The organism is Polaribacter sp. 2405UD43-2 (assembly GCF_058147125.1).
In genome coordinates this window covers 155,651-179,798 of record NZ_JBYVJX010000001.1, presented here as the reverse complement: position 1 = coordinate 179,798, position 24,148 = coordinate 155,651, and the positions used below count along the sequence as shown (strand labels likewise).

Here is a 24,148-nt window from a genome sequence, read left to right as displayed (position 1 = left end):
ATTATTCAATAATATTTTTAACTCTTCCTACCAATCCAGATTCTAACCGAACCTTTATTCCGTAAGGGTGATTTGGTGATTTAGTTAAAACTTTAGCAACAATGCCAGAAGTTAATTCGCCAGATCTTTGGTGTGGTTTCTGTACTATTTCTACAAATAAACCAATTCTAATATTACTTCTTTTTCTTCCGTCAATCATAAATAATTATTGTTAAAAAGCTAAAATAAAAAAAGCCTATCGAATTTCGATAGGCTTTTAGATAAAAAATTAACTTGTAATATATATTGTTAGATAACTCTTACGTTTACAGCGTTTAATCCTTTTCTTCCATCTTGTAAGTCAAACTCAACTTCATCGTTTTCACGAATTTCGTCAACTAATCCTGACACATGTACAAAATGTTCTTTGTTTGTTCCTTCTTCAGTTATAAATCCAAATCCTTTAGACTCATTGAAAAATTTTACGGTACCTTTATTCATTATAAAAAATTATTGTGTTGTTAAATTCATTCCTAACAACGTCTTATTAAGTTGCAAAGATAGTGCCAATAAAAATAGAAAAGCATAAAATATTGATTTACTTTTATTTAAAGTCTCTTAAAGCCTATTAACAAGGGTTTTAACTGCATAAAATTCCTCAATTATTTCATTTAAAACCTCTTTTGCTGGTTTTATTTGATGAATTAATCCTGCAATTTGACCAATTTCTAGCTCTCCATTCTCTAAATCGCCTTCAAACATTCCTTTTTTAGCTCTTGCTCTTCCTAATAATTTTTTTAATTGTTCTTTGGTTGGATTCTGTTGATACAACTCCTGAACTTCATTGTAAAATTGATTTCTTATCAAACGAACAGGAGCTAATTCTTTTAAAGTTAAATGTGTATCACCATCTTTTACGTCAATAATTATATTTTTAAAGTTAATGTGTGCAGAAGATTCTTCTGTAGCAGCAAACCTACTTCCTATTTGTACACCATCTGCACCTAAAACCATTGCAGCCAACATTCCTCTTCCTGTACCAATTCCACCAGCAGCAATCACAGGAATATTCACTTGTTCTTTTGCCATCGGAATTAATGTAAAAGTTGTAGTTTCTTCACGTCCGTTATGACCTCCAGCTTCAAAACCTTCGCAAACCACTGCATCTACACCAGCAGCTTCCGCTTTTAAAGCAAACTTTACAGAACTCACCACATGCACAACTGTAATGCCATTTTCCTTTAAAAAAGAAGTCCACGTTTTTGGGTTTCCTGCAGAAGTAAAAACAATTTTCACCTCTTCATCAACAATAATATTTATAATTTCCTCTATCTGAGGATACAACATTGGCACATTTACCCCAAAAGGTTTATCAGTTGCTTTTTTACATTTTTTTATGTGTTCTCTTAAAACTTCAGGATACATAGAACCAGCACCAATTAAACCTAAACCACCAGCATTAGAAACTGCTGAAGCTAGTTTCCAGCCAGAAACCCAAATCATTCCTCCTTGAACAATTGGATGTTTTATATTGAAGAGTTTTGTGATTTTATTTGTCATTATTGTTTTATCAACTTTAAGGTTTTATGTTGATTGTTTTTAGAAATTTTGAGTAAATAAATTCCGGTTTCTAAATATGAAATATCTAAACTATTGGTAAACAATTGTTTTTGTTTAAAGACTTCTTTCCCAGAAATATCAAAAATTTGTATTTGATATTCATTCAAATTTCCAAATACATTATCAATTTTAAAACTTGTACTAACAGGATTTGGGCTAATTATAATATTACTCAGCAAATTATCTTCTGTAGAAGTTGATGCCATATAAGTGTTTAATGCCACCTCAAAATTTGGAATTCCATAACCATATTGTTCTGAAGGGTTATTAAATTTATCTGCAGATTCGAATACCGATTTTTTTAAATAGTAGTTTAAATTTTTTACTGTTTTTTTTGATGAAGCTTTTAATAAAAAACTCTCATTTTGATTTAAACACGCAATTAAGCCTGCCATAATTGGCGATGAAAAAGAGGTTCCGCTAGAAGTAGTTTTTACATTACCAGTTAAGTAATCTACTAAAGAAGGATTTTGTCCTTGTGCCAAAATTTCAGGTTTTATTCTTCCATCAGCAGTTGGACCAAAAGAACTAAAACTTGCAATATTTCTAGAAGCATTTACAGCACCTACAGCAATTACAGAAGGAGCATCAGCAGGAGCACCAATATATTTCCAAGGATCACTACCACTATTTCCAGCTGCATTTACTAAAAGTATACCTCTTGAAGCAGCAATTTCTGCACCTCTAGAAATAATTGTAGTTTTACCATCTAAATCTGCATAAGCGTGGCTATGCTTAGGATTATCGTAAGTTGTATATCCTAAAGAAGTATTGATAACATCTACACCTAAACTATCTGCTTTTTCTGCAGCTTCAATCCACAGGGTTTCTTCTAAAACGGTTTCTGTTTCTGCTATTTCCGATATAAATAAATAAAACTTTGCATCGGGTGCTGTGCCTACAAATTTATTTTCTATATAACCTGCAATTAATGATAAAACGTGCGTTCCGTGACTACTTCTTGTGTAAAAATTATCATTTCTATCTGCAAAGTTATAACCTCCTAAAATTTGATGATTATCTCTTATTCTTTTAAAAGCAGAAAGTGTATTTACATTTGGAAAACCAGCATCAATAATTGCAATTATTTGGTTTTTACCGGTTAAACCTTGCTTGTGTAAAACATCTCCTTTTAGCATTTTAATTTGATTTGCTGCATCTCCATAATTAAAATCTGATAAAATATTTTTAAATTTATTTTGATGATTTGCTTTAACAATATTTGATTTTCTTCTTGTTTTATTAGCACTATTTAAAGATTTATTTGCAAATTCTATACGTTTTATAAAACTATATTTAGACGACAAATTGTTTATATCGCTAACTTTTCCTTGAATATGAACCGTATTTAACCATTTAGACTTTGCTAAAACAGTTATTGTTGGTTCGTTTTTTAATTGATTATAATAATTGTTATCAATAGGAACATCTAAAGAATCTAAAGAAATATTTAATTTAGTTCTTCTATTTATTGCTCTTTTAGAAAGCATTGTTAAAGGATTTGCTAAAAAAGTAGCCTTGTTAGGTTTGTCTTTAATAAATACCCAAGCATCTTCTTGAGCATTTATTTTTAAAGAAGCTAAAACCAATAAAAAAAGTAGTAATTTCTTCATTTTTCGAAATTACTACTTTTTTACGATTTTTAATATTTTAATTAAGAAATTACACCTGAGCCTAACAGTTCTTCGTCTTTGTACCAAGCTACAAACTGACCTTCTTGTATGGCAGATTGTTTGTTTTCGAATGCTACATATAACCCTGTTGCCACTTTGTGTAAAGTTGCTTTTTCTAAAGCTTGTCTGTAACGTATTCTAGCTTCTACTTTAAGAGTTTCTCCTGAATCTAAAGCTAAATCTTCACGAATCCAGTGGATTTCTTCATTTGAAACAAACAAAACGTTTCTGTATAATCCTTGATGATTTTTACCTTCGCCCGTATAAATTATATTTTCATCAACATCAGTTTCAATTACATATAAGGCTTCTTTTGTTCCGCCAACATTCAATCCTTTACGCTGACCTTTGGTAAAATAATGTGCTCCTTGATGTTTGCCAACCACTGTACCATCTTCTTTTTTGTAAGAAAATTTTGTTGCAAAATAGTTTAATTCTGCTTCTTTATTTTTAAATCTTGGTATCGATTTTGTGTACTGCTCAAAATCTGAAGGAATTGATATTATTTCTCCTTCTTTAGGCTGTAATTTTTGTTGCAAAAATTCTGGCAAACGAACTTTACCAATAAAACATAAACCTTGAGAATCTTTCTTTTCAGCAGTAATTAAATCTGCTTTTTTTGCTATTTCTCTAACTTTGGGTTTGGTTAATTCGCCAATAGGAAACAAGGCTTTTGCTAACTGTTCTTGCGATAATTGACACAAAAAATAAGACTGATCTTTGTTATTATCTTTTCCTGCTAATAGTTTATAGACTGGTTTTCCATCAATAATTGCTGAATCTTTTCTACAATAATGACCTGTTGCTACATAATCTGCTCCTAATTTTAAAGCGATATCCATAAAAACATCAAACTTAATTTCTCGGTTACAAAGTACATCTGGATTGGGCGTTCTACCTTTTGAGTATTCATCAAACATATAATCTACAATACGTTCTTTGTATTGCTCGCTTAAATCTACCACTTGAAAAGGAATTCCTAATTTTTCGGCAACAATTATGGCATCATTGCTATCTTCTAACCAAGGACATTCATTAGAAATTGTTACAGAATCATCGTGCCAATTTTTCATAAAAAGGCCAATAACTTCATAACCTTGTTCTTTTAATAAATAGGCTGCAACACTAGAATCTACACCGCCAGAAAGACCAACAACTACTTGTTTCATTTTTATTTTTTGAGATTGCAAAGTTACAACTTTGTTAGTTTTTAGTTTTTAGTTTTTAGTTTTTAGTTTTTAGCAAAAATGAAAACTTTTCGACTTTAAAACTTTAAAACACTAATTCTTTTTTTTCTTGTTAAACCTATTTTTCTTCTTTTTATCTTTTTCTGTGGCTATTTCTCCGTCTAAATAATACTCCCACTTACCAATTCTTTTGCCATTTTTATAATGACCAGTTTCTTTTAATTTTCCATTCAATTCAAAATATTTTGCCAAACCATTTTGAATTCCTTTTTTATAAGTTACTTCTTCAATTAAAATCCCATTACTTGCATATTTACTAACAACTCCATCTAATAAGCCATTTTTATACGTTGCAAATTCTGTAATTCTTCCATCAGGATAATAAACCAATTGCTCTCCTTCTAACTTACCATTCTTATAATTTTCTTCAGACATTAGTTTGCCATTTAGATAAAAGTATTTCCAATTTCCAACTCTTTTTCTTTTATTTAATACACCTTCTGTTTCAATTTTTCCGCTCAAAGTGTAAAACTGAACAAACAAAGAATCAGAATTTTCAAAAAAAGTTTTTATAATTGTTGGATGCTTAGATGTAGTGATGTCATAAAACTTAAAAACGTCAACTTCTTTTCCGTTTTTAAACTGACCTGTATAACGAATTCTTTTATTTGGATAATACTTTTTCCAAACTCCTGTTCTTTTTCCATTCTTATCAAATCTATTGATTTTCTGAGCATTAACTTGTTGGCTCATAAAAAAACAAGTAAAAAAGGCAAAAACAAAAAACAGTCTTTTTATATTTATCATTTAAATAGAATTTTAAAACAAATATACATTAATAGTGCCAAAATCAAATTTACAATTCTTAACAGAACAACTCAATAACTTAGGTACCGCCAAAAGAGAAAACAGGCAAAGAGTTGCAAATATTGTATTAGAAAATCAAAATTTAATTAAAGATTTGGTTTCAATTACTTTTGATGTTGAAAATAAATCCTCCATTAAAGCTGCTTGGATTTTAGAATGGATTTGTACCCACCATCAATTAAGTTGGATTTTACCTTATTTAGATGAATTTTCAGCAGGAATTAAAAATTTAAAATTTGATAGTTCTATAAGACCTTGTGCAAAAATTTGTGAACATTTAGCAACTGCATATTACTCAAAAACTGATAATGAAATTAAACAGAAACTAACTAAAAATCATATTAATGCCATTGTAGAAACTGGCTTTGATTGGTTAATTACGCCTCAAAAAATTGCAGTTAGAGCCTACATAATGCATACACTATATTTATTTGGATTAGAAAAAGATTGGATTCATCCAGAATTAAAACACTTAATACAAACAAAAATTATTCACGAAAGTAAAGGCTGCAAAGCACGTGGCAGACACATTTTAGAATTGATAGAAAAACATCAGAAATCGGCTTTATAAATCTGTTTAAATGTCTATTTTTGCAATTCACAACAGCACTAAAAAAATGAACTTAACACAATTAAATGCCATCTCTCCTATTGATGGTCGTTACAGAGGTAAAATAACAAAATTAGCCAACTACTTTTCTGAAGAAGCTTTAATAAAATACAGAGTTCGTGTAGAAATAGAATATTTTATTGCTTTGTGCGAAATTCCTTTACCTCAATTAGCCGATTTTAACACTAATTTATTTGAAGATTTGCGTAAAATTTATATAGATTTTACTGCGGATGATGCTCAAAAAATTAAAGATATTGAGACAATTACAAATCATGATGTAAAAGCTGTTGAGTATTTTATCAAAGAAAAATTTGACAAACTAAGTTTGGCTAAGTACAAGGAATTTATCCATTTTGGATTGACTTCTCAAGACATTAATAACACTGCTGTTCCTTTATCTATTAAAGAAGCAATGAACGCTATTTATGTACCAAATTATTTTGAGGTTTTAGAAAAATTACAAGAATTAGTAATTGAATGGAAAGACGTTTCTATGTTGGCAAGAACCCATGGACAACCTGCTTCTCCTACAAGATTGGGTAAAGAAATTGATGTTTTTGTAGTTCGTTTAAAAGAGCAATTTAATTTATTAAATGATATTCCTTCTGCAGCTAAATTTGGTGGCGCAACTGGTAATTTTAACGCTCATAAAGTTGCATATCCAACTATTGATTGGAAAGAATTTGGAAGTACTTTTGTGCAAGAAAAATTAGGTTTACAACATTCTTTTCCAACAACTCAGATAGAACATTATGATCATATGGCAGCTTTGTTCGATACCTTAAAACGTATCAACACCATCATTATAGATTTAGACAGAGATTTCTGGACCTATGTTTCTATGGATTATTTTAAACAGAAAATTAAAAAAGGAGAAGTGGGTTCTTCAGCAATGCCACACAAAGTAAATCCTATTGATTTTGAAAATTCTGAAGGAAATTTAGGAATTGCAAATGCTATTTTTGAACATCTTTCTGCAAAATTACCAATATCAAGATTACAGCGCGATTTAACAGATAGTACTGTTTTAAGAAATGTTGGTGTACCTTTTGGACATACAATTATCGCTTTTACATCAACCTTAAAAGGATTAAATAAATTATTGTTAAACAAAGAAAAGTTTGAGCAAGATTTAGAAAATAATTGGGCGGTTGTTGCAGAGGCAATTCAAACAATTTTAAGACGAGAAGCCTACCCAAATCCTTATGAAGCTTTAAAAGGATTGACGAGAACTAACGAAAAAATCAATCAAAATTCGATTGCTAATTTTATAGATACTCTAGAAGTTTCATCAACAATAAAAGAAGAATTAAAGGCAATTACACCTGCAAATTATACTGGAATATAGAGTTAAGTTAGAAGTGGGAAGGTAGAAGTAGGAAGTGGGAAGTTGGGAGTAAATAAAAAAACAAGAATGACAATTAATAAAAAAGGTTTTATAAATAGGAAGTTAGAAGTGGGAAATTGGAGAAACTTTCTCAATCTTCATACTTCAATCTTCATACTTCTTGCTTCAATCTTCATTCTTTCTTCATGTAAATCAGAAACTAAAGACAATTCTGATCGTTTTAAAAAAGGAGTTTTTGAAATTCCTGCAGGAAACAGTTATGGCAAAACAACCATTACAAGAATAGATAGTCTTCAAATTGAAGCATATGAGAAAACAATAAGTTTTTCTAATGATAGTATTTCTAGTGTAAAAAAAGTAAAACATATTGATACTTTATACATTAAATGGAAAAATAATTTCTTTTATACTTTAAAAATGAAGTCGCCAAAAAAGGAATTAGATAAAGATCCTATTTTTGTTCAAATTACTAAAGTTACAGATAGTTCTTACAGCTTTACAGCCAAAATAGGATTTAGTAAATTTTCTACTGATGGTACTTTATATAAAGTAAAATAATATGGAAATATTTGCACACGCAGATACTTGGGTTGCCTTATTAACACTAACTTTTCTTGAAATTATTTTAGGAATAGATAATATTATTTTTATCTCTATTTCTGCAAATAAACTCCCAGAAAACCAGATTAGAAAAGCCACGCTTTTAGGTTTGGCTTTGGCAATGATAACCAGAATTTTATTGCTATTTAGTGTTTCTTATTTAATCGCTTTAAAAGAGCCATTTTATAACATTGATTTGGGTTGGTTTAAATCAGGTTTAACAGGGCAAAGCATTATTTTATTTCTAGGAGGATTATTTTTACTCTATAAAAGCACCAAAGAAATTCGTCAGAAAGTAGAAAACACAAATGAGGATGAAGTTTTAAAATCTCCTAAAGTTATTTCTTTTACAAGCGTAATTATTCAAATAATTTTAATCGATATTGTTTTTTCTTTTGATAGTATTCTTACTGCAGTTGGTATGACAAATGGAATTAATGGCGCATTAATTATTATGATAGTCGCAGTAATTGTTTCTATTTTAATTATGATGCTTTTTGCAAACCCTATTAGTGGTTTTGTAAACAGAAACCCAACCATACAAATGTTGGCGTTGTCTTTTTTAATATTAATTGGTTTTATGTTAATTACAGAAGGCGCACATTTATCACATACTGAAATTTTTAACAAAACTGTTGGAGTGATTCCTAAAGGATATTTGTATTTTGCGATCGCATTTTCTTTAGGTGTAGAAATGCTTAATTTAAGAGTTAGAAAAAAATAACAAATTGTATAAAAAACTACTTAGCGTTTTTTTTCTTTTTCTGTTGATGATACCAACATCAATAGAAATTTTGCACGTTTTAGAAAATCATAAGCATACAATTTGTACTGCTGTTGGTGAACATCACATACACAAACAACAAATAAATTGCGATAAATTTCACAAACAATTACCCCTGTTTTCTATGGATTTTACATCTAATTACGATGTAATTCCAACCCATTTTTACGCAACTACTTTTATTGATAAACCTCAAGTTTTTATTGAGATTTATCAATCTATAAAAACCACAAGAGGTCCACCAAATTTTACTGCTTAACAACCAACTGTCATTTTTTAATGACAAGTAACATTTTGTATATCAGTAAAATAAAAATTAATGAAAACATTTATAAAACTGCTATTTATAATAGCAGGTTTCTCTGTAAATGCACAAAATAGCATTTCAGGAAAAATCACAGATTTAGAAAAAAAACCATTATCTGAAGTAGAAATTTATGCTCCAGAAATTCATAAAGGAACAACATCAAAAGAAGATGGAACATTCATCTTAAAAAATATACCTAAAAGAAAAATAAAAATCACTTTTTCTTATTTAGGATATAAAACTGTATCAAAAGTTATTGAAGTGAATACAGATTTAACTTTAAATATTCAGTTAGAAGAATCTCCATTTGAAATGGATGAAATTATTATTTCTACACCATTTAATAAATTACAATCAGAAAATGTAATGAAAGTAGAAAGGTTGAGTATAAAATCCATTCAAAAAATGGGTGCTACCACACTTTCTGAAGGAATTACAAATATTGCTGGAGTTTCGCAAATATCTACAGGAGCTTCTATTGGAAAACCTGTTATTAGAGGTTTAAGCGGCAATAGAGTTTTGGTATATACGCAAGGAATTCGTTTAGAAAATCAACAATTTGGCGGCGAACACGGTTTAGGAATTAACGATGTAGGAATTAGCAGTGTAGAAGTCATAAAAGGCCCTGCTTCTCTACTTTATGGTTCAGATGCTTTGGGTGGCGTTTTATATATAAATCCAGAAAAATTTATATCCGCAAATAAAAGTAACATCAATATTAATCAACGTTTTTTTAGCAATACTTTAGGTACAAACTCGTCTTTAGGCTATAAATCTTCTAATGATAATTGGAAATTTTTAGTAAGAGGAACATTTGCATCACATTCAGATTATAAAATTCCTACCGATAAAAGAGTTACGAATACTCGTTTTAATGAAAAAGATTTTAAAACCGGAATTGGCTACTCTAAAAACAATTTTTCATCAGAAATTAGATATAATTATAACAAATCGAATTTAGGTTTAACAGAAGGCGTAAAAAAACAATCTAAAAGCAAAACCCTGTTAGAGCCTTATCAAGAAGTTGATAATCATATTTTAAGTTCACATAATCATTTCTTTTTTGGTAATTCTAAATTAGATATAGATTTAGGTTATACTTTTAATGACAGACAAGAGTTTGAAGAACATGAAGATGAAGCTGACCATAAAGATGATGAAGAAGCTGCATTAAGAATGAAATTAAAAACATTTACTTACAATGCAAAATATCATTTTCCAAAAATTGGCAATTTTGAAATTTTATCTGGTGTGCAAGGTTTGCATCAAACCAATGCAAATTTTGGAGAAGAATTATTAATTCCGAATGCAAAAATGAATGATATAGGCGTTTTTACAACCGCAAATTATTCTTGGAATAGAAACACTTTGCAAGCAGGAATTCGTTTTGACAATAGAAATATTACAACAGAAAGACACGAAATAAAACACGATGGTGATGTTCATATTTTTAATGCTATTGATAAATCTTATAATAGTTTTACAACATCTTTAGGATTTAAAACAGCAATTACCAATAATTTTACAACAAGAATTAATCTTTCTACAGGTTTTAGAGCTCCAAATTTAGCTGAATTAACTTCTAACGGAGTTCATCATGGAACCAACAGATTTGAAAAAGGAAACAATAATTTAGTGAATGAAAAAAACACGCAAATTGATGTTTCTTTAGAGTACAAAACAGATCATTTCGAGTTTTTTGCTAACGGGTTTTATAACCATTTAAATGATTATATCTATATTTCTCCTACAGGAAAAATTGAAGATAAATTACCTGTCTTTTCTTACAAACAAGAAAACGCAAAATTGTATGGTAGCGAATTTGGTTTTCACTTGCATCCTCATCCTTTAGACTGGCTGCATTTAGAAAGTACTTTTGAAACTGTTGTTGGCAAACAAAATAATGGAAACTATTTACCATTGATACCTGCAAACACTTGGAAAAATACGTTTAGAACCGAATTTAAAATTGCAAATTGGTTGCAAAAAGGATATAGTTCTTTAAGTTTACATAGTACATTTTCTCAAAATAATGTGAGTCAGTTTGAAACAAAAACACCAGCTTATAGTCTTTTAAATTTAGGTTTTGGTGGCGATATTAGCTTCGGAAACACAAAACTTTCTACTTCTTTGTCTATCAATAATTTATTGGATAAAAAATACATAAACCATTTATCAAGATTAAAAGCAGATGGCATTTTAAACCAAGGAAGAAATATTGTTTTAGGAGTTAATTTTAACATTTAAACACAATAAAAAGGGCTGTTAACTTTTTTAAAGTTACAGCTCTTTTTTGTTTTAATGTACATACTTTGTTTTCTTTATAAAACTTATGGTTATAAAAGCAGCTAAAAAGAAAATGGCTAAAGCCAACACACTAGATTGAATTGATATTATAGAATTTAAAATACCAAAGGTAATCATACCAACTACCAAGGCAATTTTTTCGGTAACATCAAAAAAGCTAAAATAAGAGGCTGTATCTTCTGTTTCTGGTAATAATTTTGAATAAGTAGATCTTGCTAAAGATTGTATTGCCCCCATTACCAAACCAATTAAACCTCCTAAAACATAAAAATACATTTCTATATTTGGTGTCTCTTTTGTTAAATTAAAACCTATAAAACATACCAAACACCAAATTGCGATGGTAATTTTTAAGGTTTTAATATTTCCAATTTTATTTGAAAGTCTAGAAAAAAGAAAGGCTCCTAAAATACCTACAATCTGAACTAATAATATTGTAGCAATTAAGTTTAAAGTTTTTAGACCTAAAATGGTACCAAAAATACCTGCCATTAAAATGATAGTTTGTACACCAATACTGAGTAAAAAGAAAGAAATTAAAAAAATCTTTAACTCCCTGTAAGCAAATAATTCTTTCGCTACTTTTTGAATTTCTTTTAATCCTTTTACAAAATAATTATCTTTTGGTAAATCTGTTTTTTCTTCATTTGGCAATTTAGCATAAGTAACTTGGGCAAAACCAAGCCACCACAAACCAACTAAAACAAACGATATTTGAGAACCAAACTGCTTATCATAGAAACCAAAAACTTTTGTTTCTATTAGCACTAAACAAAATAATAATAAAATAATTGATCCTAAATAACCTAACATAAAGCCTTTTGCACTTACATTATCTTGTTGTTCTGGGTGCGCAACTTCTGGTAAATAGGCATTGTAAAAAACAATGCTCCCCCAAAAACCTATGCTTGCTAAAATGGTAAAAACGATACCAACCCAAAGTGTTTCTTTTCCTGTAAAAAAGAATAAACTCATTACAGAAACCGATCCTAACAAACAAAATCCTTTTAAAAATTTCTTTTTGTTACCTGCATAATCTGCAATACCAGATAACATCGGAGAAATAAATGCCACTACTAAAAAAGAAAAAGCTAAAGCATAATTGTACAGCGTTGTTGGCGTCCATAATGTGCCTAAAAAGGCAATTTTACCATCGGCATTTGCAAAACCTTCAGAAGCCGTTAATCCTGCATAATATATAGGAAAAACTGCAGTACTAATAACTAAAGAATATACTGAGTTTGCCCAATCGTAAAATGCCCAAGCATTAATTAATTTTTTATCTCCAATTTTTAACATACATCTCTTTTATAAAAAAAACCGTTCAAAAAAATATTTTTTTTTGAACGGTCACAATATATGAATTCTATTTCTTTTCCTATTTTTTTATTTGAACTTTTGCTTGTTCATTAAATTTAGCTGCATATTTTCTAGCTGTTGGCAAATACGTTCTTAAATCTTGAATTCTTGATTCATTAGAAGGATGCGTGCTTAAAATTACTGGTGGCTTTTTACCTCCTGCTCTTTTACTCATTCTTACCCAAACCTCTGCAGCTTCTCTACCATCATAACCAGCCATTATCATAAAAACCAAACCTAATCTGTCTGCTTCTTGTTCATGAGTTCTACTAAATTTTAACATTCCTAATGTAGAACCAACACCAAAAGCGGTATTCCAAATTTGTCTTGTTTTTGGGTCTTTATTTGCTGTTCCTAAGGCAACAGCTAAACCTCCTATTTGTTGTAATTGTCCTTGAGACATTCTTTCTTGTCCGTGTTTTGCAAATGCGTGGGCAACTTCATGTCCCATAACAGCAGCTACTCCATTTTCATTTTCGCAAATTGGCATTATGCCTGTGTAAAATACAACTTTACCTCCTGGCATACACCAAGCATTTACTGTTTTATCATCAATTAAATTAAATTCCCATTTATAAGAATTGGCTTCTGCTGCCATATTATTTGCCCTCATAAAACGATCTACAGCCGCAGAAATATTTTTACCTACATTTTTAATTTGATGGGTCATTTTTCTGTTTGTAGATATTTTGTTTTCTTTTAAGAAACTACTGTATTGTGCAAAACTTGCAGGTAAAACTTGAGCATCACTCACAAAATTAACACGCTTTCTACCTGTAATTGGCACTGTACTACATTCTACAAAAAGAAAAACGGTTAAAACTAAAACAACTATTTTTTTCATTTAATTCTATTTTTAAGTCAACTATTAATATTAGACACAATTTTAAACAAATTGTCACTTTCTAAATTTACGCTTTTACGTTTTTTAAAATTACATATTCTATTATTATCTAAAAAGTTTATTTTAAAAAATATTTTGCTGTAATGATTTTATCAAAAAAACGTCAAAAAAAGTATAAAAATTTTATTTTGATGAAAAAACTATTCCCAATTATTGTTGTCTTTTTTTTGATGAATTGTACCACCAAAGCACAAAACACATCCAAAGAAAAGAAGAAATATAAAATTGAAAAAACGAATGCTGAATGGAAAAAGATTTTATCTCCAATTGAATACAAAATATTAAGAGAAGCTGGTACAGAAAGAGCTTTTACAAGTCCGTTAAATAAAATTTACAAACCTGGTATTTACGTTTGTGCAGCTTGCAATACACCACTTTACAAATCTGAACACAAATATGATTCTGGTAGTGGTTGGCCATCTTTTGATAGGGCTATAAAAGGAAAAGTAGAATTAGATATAGATTATAAAATTGGTTATGCAAGAACTGAGTTAAAATGCAATACTTGTGGTAGTCATTTAGGGCATTCTTTTGATGATGGTCCACCAAAAACTACAGGCAAACGTCATTGTATAAATGGAGTTGCTTTAAAATTTATTGCTAAAAAAGAATAATTTCATTTCTCAAACTTTAGCAATATAGTATCTTTAAGGTTTTAATTTTTTAAGTTTAAAGATGAAGAAAGTAAAATTTCCAACAGCACAATCAATTTTATTAATCATAGCAGCTTTTGTAGCGTTATTAACTTGGTTAATTCCTTCTGGTCAATATGATAGATTAGCTTACAATAAAGGTGACAATACTTTTATAAGAACAAGCCAAGAGAAATCTGTTGTGCTTGTGGCAAATCAAAAAACTTTAGACGATTTAAAAATAAAAATTCCTTTAGAAAAATTTACTTCGGGTGCAATTTATAAAGCAATTAGCATTCCTGAAACTTATAAAGAATTAGAGGCTAAACCACAAGGTTTTAAAGAGTTTGTATTGGCTCCTTTAAAGGGAATAATAGCTGTTGCAGATATTATAATTCTTGTTCTTTTTATTGGTGGTTTGGTTGCCATAGTTAATTATACTGGTGCTTTTGAGGCGGGTATTTCTAGATTGTCTGTGCTACTAAAAGGTAAAGAATATTCGCTAATAATAATTGTAACTGCGTTAATTGCTTTAGGTGGAACCACTTTTGGTTTGGCTGAAGAAACCATTGCTTTTTATCCTATTTTAATTCCTGTTTTTTTAGCTGCAAAATACGATGCAATTGTTGCCTTAGCATCAATTTATATTGGTAGTTCTATTGGTACAATGGCATCAACCATAAATCCTTTTAGCGCAATTATAGCTTCTAATTCTGCCGGAATTAATTGGACAACAGGAATTGAAGGTAGAATAACAATGCTTTTAATTGGTTTAATTATTTGTATTTTATACATTATTAGATATGCACAAAGAGTAAAAAAAGATCCATCAAAATCTATCATTTTTAGTCAAAAAGAAATGATAGAACAAATGTTTTTATATAATAATTCATCAAAAAAAATAAATTTTACATTTCGTTTAAAATCAGTTTTATTCATATTTATTGTTTGCTTTATAATTATGGTTTATGGCGTTAGTAATTTAGATTGGTGGTTTTTAGAAATGACAGCTGTTTTCTTTGTTGGTGCAGTTTTAATAGGATTTATTTGCAAAATAAATGAAGCCGTTTTTGTAGATACTTTTATAAAAGGAGCTAACGATTTATTAAGTGTTGCGTTTATAATTGGTATTGCAAGAGGAGTAACTATTCTTATGGAAGATGGTTTAATTAGCGATACTTTGCTTTTCTATTCTAGTTCTGTTACAGAAGGAATGCATAAAGGATTATTTATAAATTCTATGATGTTTGTGTATAGTGGATTGTCCTTTTTTATTCCTTCTTCATCAGGAATGGCCGTTTTAACAATGCCTATTTTATCTCCCTTGGCAGATGGCGTAAACATTGGTAGAGAAAATATTGTAAATACTTATTTATACGGAATGGGATTATTTAGTTTTATAAATCCAACTGGGTTAATTTTGGCATCTTTAGCTATTGTTAAAGTTGGTTTTAACAAATGGTTAAAATTTATAATGCCATTGATAATTATTTTAACAGTAGTATCTATGCTATTTTTAACAATTTCTGTTTATTTATAAATGATGTTTCATCAACCCAAAATTTATTGTTAAATTTATATCTATAAAAATTGTATCTTTCTGATATAAACTTTTTTAAAATGGAAAAAGAAGCAATTGCAAATTTACTAGAAGAAAAACATCAAATTTTGTTTAATTGGTTAAAAAAACAACCTGTTGATAATTGGGAACAAGCACCCAAAAACAAATGGACTGTTGCCCAACAAATACTTCATTTAGTAAATAGTTTACAGCAACTAAATAATGCGTTAAGCTACCCAAGATTCTTTTTAAAATATAAGTTCGGAACTTGTAATAGAGCACCTAGAGATTATGAAACTATTGCACAGAAGTATCAACAAAAATTATCAGAAAATAAAGATAGAGCAAGCGTTTATAATCAAAAATTAAAAAAACCGCTACAAAAAGATAGAGATAAATTACTAACAAGATTACAAATTCAAAATAAAAAATTGCAGTATAAATTAAGAAAAATTAGCGATGTGAATTTAGATACTTTGGTAATTCCTCATCCATTAATGGGAAAAATGACCATCAGAGAAATTATTATGTGGACAGCACATCATACAGAACATCATACCCAAATTTTAATAGATAATTATAATCGAGAAAATATTAGCTAAACCTCCTCTTCTTTTCAATCTAAATAAGATTTTTTACAAGTCTCTTTTTAAAGATAAATAATAAAAAACTAAAAACTAATCGCTAACAACTAATCACTAATTCTTATATTTGTGCTTCCTAAAAAAGAAGACAAATTATGTTTAATAATTTAAGCGATAAATTAGATAAAGCCTTACACACCCTAAAAGGGCATGGAAAAATAACAGAAGTTAACGTTGCAGAAACTTTAAAAGAAGTTAGAAGAGCGTTATTAGATGCCGATGTTAACTTTAAAATTGCCAAAGAATTTACTAAAAAAGTTCAAGCAAAAGCTTTAGGTCAAGATGTATTAACTACGTTAAACCCTGGGCAGTTAATGGTTAAGTTGGTAAAAGACGAACTTACTGAATTAATGGGAGGAGAAACTGTTGGCGTTAATTTAGGAGGCTCACCAACCGTTATTTTAATGTCTGGTTTACAAGGTTCTGGTAAAACAACTTTTTCTGGTAAGTTGGCTAACTACCTAAAAACTAAAAAATCGAAACAAGTTTTATTAGTAGGTTGTGATGTATATAGACCTGCAGCCATCAATCAATTACAAGTTGTAGGAGAACAAATTGGTGTAGAAGTTTATGCTGAAGTAGGCAACCAAAATCCTGTTGAGATTTCTAAAAATGCAATTAAACACGCCAAAGCAAATGGCAAAAATGTTGTAATTATTGATACAGCAGGACGTTTAGCTGTAGATGAAGAAATGATGACAGAGATTTCTAACATTCACAAAACGGTGAATCCACAAGAAACCTTATTTGTGGTAGATTCTATGACGGGTCAAGATGCTGTAAATACAGCAAAAGCCTTTAACGATATTTTAAATTTTGAAGGAGTTGTTCTTACAAAATTAGATGGTGATACACGTGGTGGAGCTGCATTATCTATTAAATCTGTAGTAGATAAACCCATTAAATTTATTGGTACAGGAGAGAAAATGGATGCCATAGATGTATTTCATCCAGATAGAATGGCAGATCGTATTTTAGGAATGGGAGATGTGGTTTCTTTAGTAGAAAGAGCACAAGACCAATATGATGAGGAAGAAGCTAGAAAACTACAGAAAAAGATTGCTAAAAATCAATTTGGTTTCGATGATTTTTTAAGTCAGATACAACAAATCAAAAAGATGGGATCTATGAAAGATTTAGTAGGTATGATTCCTGGAGCTGGTAAAGCAATGAAAGATGTAGATATAGATGATGATGCTTTTAAAGGAATTGAAGCCATTATTCACTCAATGACACCAGGTGAAAGAAGTACTCCATCAAGTATAAATGCAAGTAGAAAAAAGCGTATAGCAAAAGGTTCTGGAACTTCGATTCAAGAAGTAAATCAATTAATGAAGCAATTTAATCAAATGAGTAAAATGATGAAAATGATGCAAGGTGGTGGTGGCAGAAAAATGATGCAGATGATGAAAGGAATGAGATAATTCAGTTAACAGTTAGCAGTTAGCAGTTAGCAGTTAGCAGTTAGCAAAAATGAAAATTTCTAACAAATGTCATTTCAAGAGCAGTAGATAAATCTCAACTCTGAAACTTTTAAACTTTTAAACTTAAAAAACACACTATGATTTTATTAGATGGTAAAAAAACATCCGCAGAAATTAAAGAAGAAATTGCTTTAGAAGTAAGAGCGTTAAAAGACAGAGGTTATAAAACACCACATTTAGCAGCAATTATTGTGGGTAATGACGGTGCCAGTATTACTTATGTAAATGCTAAAGTAAAAGCTTGTGAGCGTGTTGGTTTCGAGTCAACTTTAATTCGTTTGCCAAACAATACTACTGAAGAAGAATTACTCAACGAAATAGCAATTTTAAATGTTGATAAAGATATAGATGGCTTTATAATTCAATTACCATTACCCAAACATATTAATGAGCAAAAAGTTTTAATGGCTGTAGATCCTGATAAAGATGTTGATGGATTTCATCCAACAAATGTTGGAAAAATGGCGTTAAACTTGCCTACTTTTATTTCTGCAACTCCTTTCGGAATTTTAGAATTATTAGATAGATACAATGTAGAAACAACTGGTAAACACGTTGTTGTTTTAGGAAGAAGTCATATTGTAGGCAGCCCAATGAGTATTTTATTATCGCAAAAAAGAAAAGTGGGTAATGCTACTGTTACAATGTGCCACAGTAGAACAAAAAACTTAAAAGAAATTACTTTACAAGCTGATATTATTATTGCTGCAATTGGTATTCCTGAATTTTTAAAAGCAGATATGGTAAAAGATAATGTAACTGTTGTAGATGTTGGTATCACACGTTTAGCAGATTCTTCTAAAAAAAGCGGCTATAGATTAGCGGGTGATGTAGCTTTTAATGAAGTATCTAAAAAAGCAGATTTTATTACGCCAGTTCCTGGTGGTGTTGGGCCTATGACCATTGCAATGTTATTAAAAAACACATTATTAGCCTGTAAAAGAAGTCATTAAAAATCTTAAATGAACACCAAAAAAACAATCAACTATTTTTATGAATATTTTCAAATATTTATAGGAATTGTGTTAACCAGTTTAGGTTTAAAATCTTTTTTATTGCCCAATGGTTTTTTAGATGGTGGTGTTACAGGAATTGCACTTTTAATTAGAACTCAGGTAGATATTAATATGTCTTACTTGCTAATTTTATTTAGTATTCCTTTTTTAGTTCTTGGTTATTTTACGGTTTCAAAAAGAATTGTTGTTAAATCTATGATTAGTATTTTAGGATTGGCATTATTTATTCATTTTGAAAACTTTCAAACCATAACCAATGACAAATTGCTAATTTCTATTTTTGGTGGTTTGCTAGTGGGTTCTGGAATTGGAATTGCTATTAGAAATGGTTCCGTTTTAGATGGTTCAGAAATTTTAGGTGTTTATTTAAATGATAAATTTGGACTTAGTATTGGTAAAATAATCCTTATTTTTAATATCATTTTATTTGGTATTACAGCTTTTGTAGTTTCTGTAGAAGTTGCCCTCTACTCTATTCTTACTTATATTATTGCTGCCAAAGTTACAGATACAGTTATTGAAGGGTTTGAAGATTTTATTGGAATAACCATTGTATCTCAAAAAAATGAACTCATAAAAAAAGCAATTTTAGAAAAACTAGGTGTTGGGCTAACAATTTACAAAGGTGCTTCTGGTTATGGTAATAGTGGTAAAGTTGAAAATTTTGATATTATTCACTCTATTATTAACAGAATAGATATAAAAAAAATGTACAGAATTGTACAAGAAATTGATAGTGATGCTTTTATTGTAGAGTTTGACGTAAACAGTATAAAAGGCGGAGTTTTAAGGCATTATATTGATAAAAAAAAGAACTCAAATTAACGTACATATACGTTAACTATTCTTCTCTATTCACTAAATTCATAGAAAAAGCGGGCAAGCAAATGGCTAGATACACACATTCCTCATCAAAAGGATTTGAATACTGAACTCTTGTATTTTTTTCAATTTTAATAGATTCACCAGATTCTAAAACTACTTTTTCTCCTTCTATTATACATTGTTTTTTACCTTTAATGATATAAGTATATTCATCAAATTCTGGAGTTTGATAAGGTTCTGACCAACCAGAAGGCGCAACCATATATGCAATACTGAGTTGAGAATTTCTGTCAGTAGCATTTCCAAAATGTTCTTCTATAAGTTTTCCATCTGAAGTTGGAACAATAAATGGCGATTTTTGAATGATATATTTTTTACTCATAACAATTGGTTTTTGCGTAAGCGATTGAAGCGGCATCCTTTTTTGTGCTTAAAAATTGAATGCAATAACTTATTAAAACTAGAATTTTTTGGTGCTACTTTTTGCAACCCTAAAAACAAGTTCTGCACAAAAAAGATATAGCGTAAAGCGCGGTTTTGTGTTTAAAATAAAACGCACAAAATACGCCCTAATGAAACCAAACTATAAACGATTTCATTTTTGCCAAATCAGGAATTTGCTCTAAAGTTACTTTTTGAGGGCTGAATTCTTTTAAACCCAATTCTTCTTTATCTATAACTATTGTGGTGTTTAAATCGTCTATAAATAAAGTTGCCGAAGAAAAAGTTGACTCAATTCTATTGATATTGTTGTTTGCGTTTATTTCTGAAAAACTCGAATTTAAAGTGATACCAGAATCTGTTTTAAAACGCGAATCGTGAATTTGAATACTTTTTATTGTTGATGTAGAATCTAATTGTTCTTTTGGCATAATGGTTAACAAAAGCTTCCCTCCTTTTTCGTACACAAAATACTCATCATCTTCTTGAAAATAGTTGTCACCTTGTGCGCCTTCGCTCAAATTTTTAACTAGAGAATCTTTTTTAAAAATTTTATTTAATTCTTGTACTGTAGTTTTGGTGGTTAGTTGCCCAACTTTTCCTTTTTCTATCTTAAATTTATTATTGTTACTGCAGCTAATTATAAATGCTGATAATACGATTACTAAAATTGGTAAGAAGCTTTTTTTAATCATTTTGGTGAGTTTGTTCGTTATGTAAACGTTCTTTTTTGCGTTTTGTTATTTCAATACTTTTTTTAATATGCCAAATGCCGCTCTAATAAAAGTAGCACTTGTTAATACTTTTACTATTGGATTTTGTCTTGTACTTCTTCTTCTGGTAGTGCTTCTGTAAGCTCTTTCTTCTCTTTGTTTTTGCTTTGCTTTTTCTTTGGCTAATTTTTCTCTTTCTTTTTTATCTGCTTCTGCTTTAATTGCTTTTTCTTCTGCCTTATTAATCTTTTCTATTTTAGAGTTTAACAATTCGTAGGCACTTTTTCTATCTAAAGTTTCATTGTATTTATAAAAAAGTCTTGAATTATTAATTACATTTTTTAACTCTTTATCCGTTAAAATATCCATTCTACTCATTGGTGCACGCAACATTGTTCTTGCCAACGGAGTTGGAATTCCTTTTTCGTTTAAAACAGAAATAAAAGCTTCTCCAATTCCTAATTGCGTTAATACTTCTTTGGTGTCATAATATTCTGAATCTGGATAATTCTCTGCTGCCAACTTAATTGCTTTTCTATCTTTTGCCGTAAAAGCTCTTAATGCGTGTTGCACTTTTAAACCTAATTGTGCCAAAATATCTTCTGGCACATCTTTTGGGTTTTGCGTTACAAAATACAAACCAATTCCTTTAGAACGAATTAACTTTACAATACTTTCTATTTGACTTAACAAAGCTTTTGATGCTTGATCGAACACTAAATGTGCTTCATCTATAAAGATGATTAACTCTGGTCTGCCAGAATCTCCTTGTTCCGGAAAAGTTTCATAAACTTCAGCTAATAATTGCAACATAAATGTTGAAAACAACTTGGGTTTGTCTTGAATATCTGTTAAACGTAAAACCGAAATAATTCCTTTTCCGTTTTCATCAACTCTAGTTAAATCTTCTACATCAAAAGATTTTTCTCCAAAAAACAAATCGCCTCCTTGTTGTTCTATTTCTACAATTTTACGCAAAATTGCGCCAGTTGAAGAAGTTGAAATTCGTCCGTATTCATTTTGAATTTCTTCTTTCCCTTCATTGGTTACAAATTGTAACACTTTTTTAAAGTCTTTAATATCTAATAATGGCAGCTTATTGTCATCACAATATTTAAAAATGATGGCAACAATTCCGCTTTGAGTTTCTGTTAAGTCTAAAATTCTTGATAATAAAACAGGTCCAAATTCTGAGATAGTGGCACGTAATCTTGTACCATCTTGTTCAGAAATGGTTAACACTTCTATCGGAAATTTCTTTGCTGTAAAAGGAAAACCAATTTTTGCGTGACGTTCATCAATTTTTGGATGCCCAGGACTTGGTTGTGCCAAACCAGACAAGTCTCCTTTAATGTCCATTAATAAAACCGGAATTCCTTTTTCTGATAAATTTTCTGCTAAAACTTGTAATGTTTTTGTTTTACCAGTACCTGTTGCACCCGCAATTAAACCGTGTCTGTTTAAGGTTTTTAAAGGAACTTTTACAATGGCATTTGTAATGGTTTCTTCACCCAACATTGCTGCTCCTAGCTCTAAAAAATCTCCTTTGGTTTTGTATCCGTTATTGATATATTCGAAAAACTCCTCTTGTTGATTCATCAAAAAATAAATTTTGATAAAAATAATTAAAGTTTTAGAGTTAAGAAATTATTTGAAGATTTTGTTTGGAAATGTTTTTGAAAAATTCGCTAACGTGTGGGTATATGAAAAGTAGCAAAATAAAAGTGCTGTTACTTTTAGTTTAGCAATAAAACAATAGAAAATCACAAGCTTTGTAGTTTGCACTTTACTGCTATTTTTAATATACGTGGTAGCGGTTTGTATTTATAAATTATTTAATAAAAGAGGAGTTCTAGGTTTGTTTTTATTTTTAATAATATTATAAGAAAAAGAAATAATTCCTTTTGAACCAAAAATAAAAGTTGTTATAACGTTATTGTTATTGTCAATGAGATGATAAATTCTTGAGTAATTATTGTAAGTAAAATTCAATTTTAACTTATTCTTTAATACTTGTTTATGAGTTAAAATTTTATACGATTCACATTCACTTATTTGTTTTTTTAGAATTTTAATGTTTTCGTTTATTAAAAGTGAAATAATTTTTTCTTTTTCGGAATCCAGATAATTATATTTAATAAATTTTTTAGATTCGAAAAAATCAAATTCTTTGTTTAGTTTTATCTCATTTAGAAATTTTTTTATAATATTTATTTCTTTATTCTTACTTGAGCAACCAGTAATAATAATAATTGATATTTTTTTCATAGCAATATAGTTTTAAAGATTTACACCCTTTGTTAGTAGAAAGTGCTTTTTCTCAAGTAGTATTATTTATTTTTTTTCATTCCATAATGTTTAAATTTAAAGGTTAATTTTCAATTCAACAAGTTGCAATTTTTAACGAAATGTTTCTCGAATATAAACCTCAACGTTGTGATTTGTAATAATCAATAAATAGGCAATAACAGTTCGAGCTACTTCATATTCAATAAACTTATTCTTGTTTAGTTTATGGAGAAAATATAAATTTCTGAAAAGTATATTTGGATTATTTTCTAAGAAACAAATATTTCAACTACCAATAAACGACACATTTCCTTTTATATTTTTATAATAATGTTCTTCTATTTTATTTACATTTTTAATCGTCTTTTTTACCCAATTAAAATACAAATTATTTTTTTCTTCATCAGATAATTGCCAATTTACATCAGAATTCCTGAGTTTTGAAGTTACATCTTGCAAAATAATTGCTGCTGCCACAGAAATATTTAAACTCTCTGTAAAACCCACCATTGGTATTTTTAAAAAACCATCTGCTTGTTCTTTAACATAATCTGAAACTCCTTCTGCTTCTACTCCAAATACAAAAGCCGATTTTTTGGTGATATCGAAATCTTGTAACAAACAAGAATCATTATGAGGTGTTGTTGCAATAATTTGATACCCCTTTTCACGTAAATTATCTAAACAAATTTTGGTATTATCGCCATCAGATTTATAACGTTTAGAAGTAATCCATTTTTGAGAACCTTTTGCAACGTGTCTAGAAACTTTGTTGGTATATTTATTTTCGATTGCGTGTACATCTTGAACACCAAAAATATCGCAAGTTCTTATAACCGCACTTGCATTATGAGGCTGAAAAATATCCTCTAAAACCAAAGCAAAATGTCTAGTTCTGTTTTCTAAAACTTGTTGAAATGTTTTCTTTCTTTTGTCTGTTAAATATCCTTCAAAATAAGCTAAAAGCTTTTTATCAATCATTAAAAATAGTTTTG

The 24,148-nt window shown here is 29.4% G+C and carries 25 protein-coding genes; 12 read left to right on the top strand and 13 right to left on the bottom strand.

All coding sequences use genetic code 11. The annotated features are described in order from the left end of the window. Nucleotide 1: 1 nt before the first annotated feature. The 6 genes from ACY2RX_RS00820 to ACY2RX_RS00795 all read right to left on the bottom strand — a co-directional run bounded on the left by ACY2RX_RS00820 (nucleotide 2) and on the right by ACY2RX_RS00795 (nucleotide 5,212). Nucleotides 2-199, bottom strand: a complete 198-nt coding sequence (locus ACY2RX_RS00820) for a YwbE family protein (RefSeq protein WP_490102054.1) — start codon at nucleotides 197-199, stop codon at nucleotides 2-4. 89 nt (nucleotides 200-288) lie between these two features. Continuing rightward, nucleotides 289-480, bottom strand: a complete 192-nt coding sequence (locus ACY2RX_RS00815; RefSeq protein WP_077809452.1) for a cold-shock protein — start codon at nucleotides 478-480, stop codon at nucleotides 289-291. A gap of 117 nt (nucleotides 481-597) precedes the next feature. Continuing rightward, entirely contained in the window at nucleotides 598-1,539 is a 942-nt protein-coding gene (locus ACY2RX_RS00810) for an NAD(P)H-dependent flavin oxidoreductase (RefSeq protein ID WP_490102053.1), read from the bottom strand. After that, nucleotides 1,539-3,212 carry a S8 family serine peptidase gene (locus ACY2RX_RS00805; RefSeq protein WP_490102052.1) on the bottom strand — a complete coding sequence of 558 codons (1,674 nt, stop codon included), beginning with the start codon at nucleotides 3,210-3,212 and terminating at the stop codon, nucleotides 1,539-1,541. The genes ACY2RX_RS00810 and ACY2RX_RS00805 overlap by 1 nt, the downstream gene beginning before the upstream one ends. A gap of 41 nt (nucleotides 3,213-3,253) precedes the next feature. Then, the gene (gene mnmA / locus ACY2RX_RS00800; protein ID WP_490102051.1) at nucleotides 3,254-4,441 is read right to left on the bottom strand and encodes a tRNA 2-thiouridine(34) synthase MnmA; all 1,188 of its coding nucleotides are present in this window, start codon (nucleotides 4,439-4,441) and stop codon (nucleotides 3,254-3,256) included. 111 nt (nucleotides 4,442-4,552) lie between these two features. Further along, a complete protein-coding gene (locus ACY2RX_RS00795) occupies nucleotides 4,553-5,212 on the bottom strand; it encodes a toxin-antitoxin system YwqK family antitoxin (RefSeq protein ID WP_490102050.1) in 660 nt (219 codons plus the stop codon). A gap of 88 nt (nucleotides 5,213-5,300) precedes the next feature. Here ACY2RX_RS00795 and ACY2RX_RS00790 point away from each other — a divergent pair, with 88 nt between their 5' ends. The 6 genes from ACY2RX_RS00790 to ACY2RX_RS00765 all read left to right on the top strand — a co-directional run bounded on the left by ACY2RX_RS00790 (nucleotide 5,301) and on the right by ACY2RX_RS00765 (nucleotide 11,225). After that, nucleotides 5,301-5,897, top strand: coding sequence for an adenylosuccinate lyase (locus tag ACY2RX_RS00790; protein ID WP_490102049.1), 597 nt, complete (start codon nucleotides 5,301-5,303; stop codon nucleotides 5,895-5,897). Between the two features lie 46 nt (nucleotides 5,898-5,943). Further along, complete coding sequence (gene purB / locus ACY2RX_RS00785) at nucleotides 5,944-7,287, top strand: adenylosuccinate lyase (RefSeq protein WP_490102048.1); 1,344 nt, start codon at nucleotides 5,944-5,946, stop codon at nucleotides 7,285-7,287. Between the two features lie 66 nt (nucleotides 7,288-7,353). Further along, entirely contained in the window at nucleotides 7,354-7,845 is a 492-nt protein-coding gene (locus ACY2RX_RS00780) for a hypothetical protein (protein ID WP_490102047.1), read from the top strand. Between the two features lies 1 nt (nucleotide 7,846). Next, nucleotides 7,847-8,611: a TerC family protein gene (locus ACY2RX_RS00775; RefSeq protein ID WP_490102046.1), complete on the top strand. Its 765-nt coding sequence runs from the start codon at nucleotides 7,847-7,849 to the stop codon at nucleotides 8,609-8,611. Nucleotides 8,612-8,657: 46 nt separating this feature from the next. After that, nucleotides 8,658-8,930 (top strand): hypothetical protein, encoded by a 273-nt coding sequence (locus ACY2RX_RS00770; RefSeq protein ID WP_490102045.1) that lies wholly within the window; start codon nucleotides 8,658-8,660, stop codon nucleotides 8,928-8,930. 60 nt (nucleotides 8,931-8,990) lie between these two features. Then, nucleotides 8,991-11,225 (top strand): TonB-dependent receptor, encoded by a 2,235-nt coding sequence (locus tag ACY2RX_RS00765; protein WP_490102044.1) that lies wholly within the window; start codon nucleotides 8,991-8,993, stop codon nucleotides 11,223-11,225. Between the two features lie 51 nt (nucleotides 11,226-11,276). On the opposite strand, the gene ACY2RX_RS00760 is transcribed toward ACY2RX_RS00765, so the two are convergent. Together ACY2RX_RS00760 and ACY2RX_RS00755 are read right to left on the bottom strand one after the other, a co-directional pair. Then, nucleotides 11,277-12,584: an MFS transporter gene (locus ACY2RX_RS00760; RefSeq protein WP_490102043.1), complete on the bottom strand. Its 1,308-nt coding sequence runs from the start codon at nucleotides 12,582-12,584 to the stop codon at nucleotides 11,277-11,279. Between the two features lie 79 nt (nucleotides 12,585-12,663). After that, nucleotides 12,664-13,488 carry a M48 family metallopeptidase gene (locus ACY2RX_RS00755; protein ID WP_490102042.1) on the bottom strand — a complete coding sequence of 275 codons (825 nt, stop codon included), beginning with the start codon at nucleotides 13,486-13,488 and terminating at the stop codon, nucleotides 12,664-12,666. Nucleotides 13,489-13,679: 191 nt separating this feature from the next. On the opposite strand from ACY2RX_RS00755, the gene msrB reads away from it, so the two are divergent. The 6 genes from msrB to ACY2RX_RS00725 all read left to right on the top strand — a co-directional run bounded on the left by msrB (nucleotide 13,680) and on the right by ACY2RX_RS00725 (nucleotide 19,710). Then, nucleotides 13,680-14,162, top strand: a complete 483-nt coding sequence (gene msrB / locus ACY2RX_RS00750; protein WP_490102041.1) for a peptide-methionine (R)-S-oxide reductase MsrB — start codon at nucleotides 13,680-13,682, stop codon at nucleotides 14,160-14,162. A gap of 61 nt (nucleotides 14,163-14,223) precedes the next feature. Beyond that, a complete protein-coding gene (locus ACY2RX_RS00745) occupies nucleotides 14,224-15,720 on the top strand; it encodes a YfcC family protein (RefSeq protein WP_490102040.1) in 1,497 nt (498 codons plus the stop codon). A gap of 80 nt (nucleotides 15,721-15,800) precedes the next feature. After that, complete coding sequence (locus ACY2RX_RS00740; protein WP_490102039.1) at nucleotides 15,801-16,343, top strand: DinB family protein; 543 nt, start codon at nucleotides 15,801-15,803, stop codon at nucleotides 16,341-16,343. A gap of 137 nt (nucleotides 16,344-16,480) precedes the next feature. Then, the gene (ffh, locus tag ACY2RX_RS00735; protein WP_490102038.1) at nucleotides 16,481-17,809 is read left to right on the top strand and encodes a signal recognition particle protein; all 1,329 of its coding nucleotides are present in this window, start codon (nucleotides 16,481-16,483) and stop codon (nucleotides 17,807-17,809) included. A 137-nt stretch (nucleotides 17,810-17,946) separates the two neighbouring features. Then, on the top strand, nucleotides 17,947-18,822 hold the full coding sequence (folD, locus tag ACY2RX_RS00730; protein ID WP_490102037.1) for a bifunctional methylenetetrahydrofolate dehydrogenase/methenyltetrahydrofolate cyclohydrolase FolD: 876 nt from the start codon (nucleotides 17,947-17,949) through the stop codon (nucleotides 18,820-18,822). Between the two features lie 9 nt (nucleotides 18,823-18,831). Continuing rightward, nucleotides 18,832-19,710: a YitT family protein gene (locus ACY2RX_RS00725; RefSeq protein ID WP_490102036.1), complete on the top strand. Its 879-nt coding sequence runs from the start codon at nucleotides 18,832-18,834 to the stop codon at nucleotides 19,708-19,710. A 16-nt stretch (nucleotides 19,711-19,726) separates the two neighbouring features. Here the strand turns inward: ACY2RX_RS00725 and ACY2RX_RS00720 are convergent, their stop codons facing one another. From ACY2RX_RS00720 to ACY2RX_RS00700, 5 genes are all read right to left on the bottom strand, one after another. Continuing rightward, a complete protein-coding gene (locus ACY2RX_RS00720) occupies nucleotides 19,727-20,092 on the bottom strand; it encodes a cupin domain-containing protein (protein WP_490102035.1) in 366 nt (121 codons plus the stop codon). A gap of 187 nt (nucleotides 20,093-20,279) precedes the next feature. Beyond that, nucleotides 20,280-20,846, bottom strand: coding sequence for a hypothetical protein (locus ACY2RX_RS00715; protein ID WP_490102034.1), 567 nt, complete (start codon nucleotides 20,844-20,846; stop codon nucleotides 20,280-20,282). Nucleotides 20,847-20,891: 45 nt separating this feature from the next. Continuing rightward, nucleotides 20,892-22,463 (bottom strand): helicase HerA-like domain-containing protein, encoded by a 1,572-nt coding sequence (locus tag ACY2RX_RS00710; RefSeq protein WP_490102033.1) that lies wholly within the window; start codon nucleotides 22,461-22,463, stop codon nucleotides 20,892-20,894. A 225-nt stretch (nucleotides 22,464-22,688) separates the two neighbouring features. Further along, nucleotides 22,689-23,132 carry a hypothetical protein gene (locus ACY2RX_RS00705; RefSeq protein ID WP_490102032.1) on the bottom strand — a complete coding sequence of 148 codons (444 nt, stop codon included), beginning with the start codon at nucleotides 23,130-23,132 and terminating at the stop codon, nucleotides 22,689-22,691. Between the two features lie 306 nt (nucleotides 23,133-23,438). Beyond that, the gene (locus ACY2RX_RS00700) at nucleotides 23,439-24,134 is read right to left on the bottom strand and encodes a TrmH family RNA methyltransferase (protein ID WP_490102031.1); all 696 of its coding nucleotides are present in this window, start codon (nucleotides 24,132-24,134) and stop codon (nucleotides 23,439-23,441) included. Between the last annotated feature and the right edge of the window lie 14 nt (nucleotides 24,135-24,148).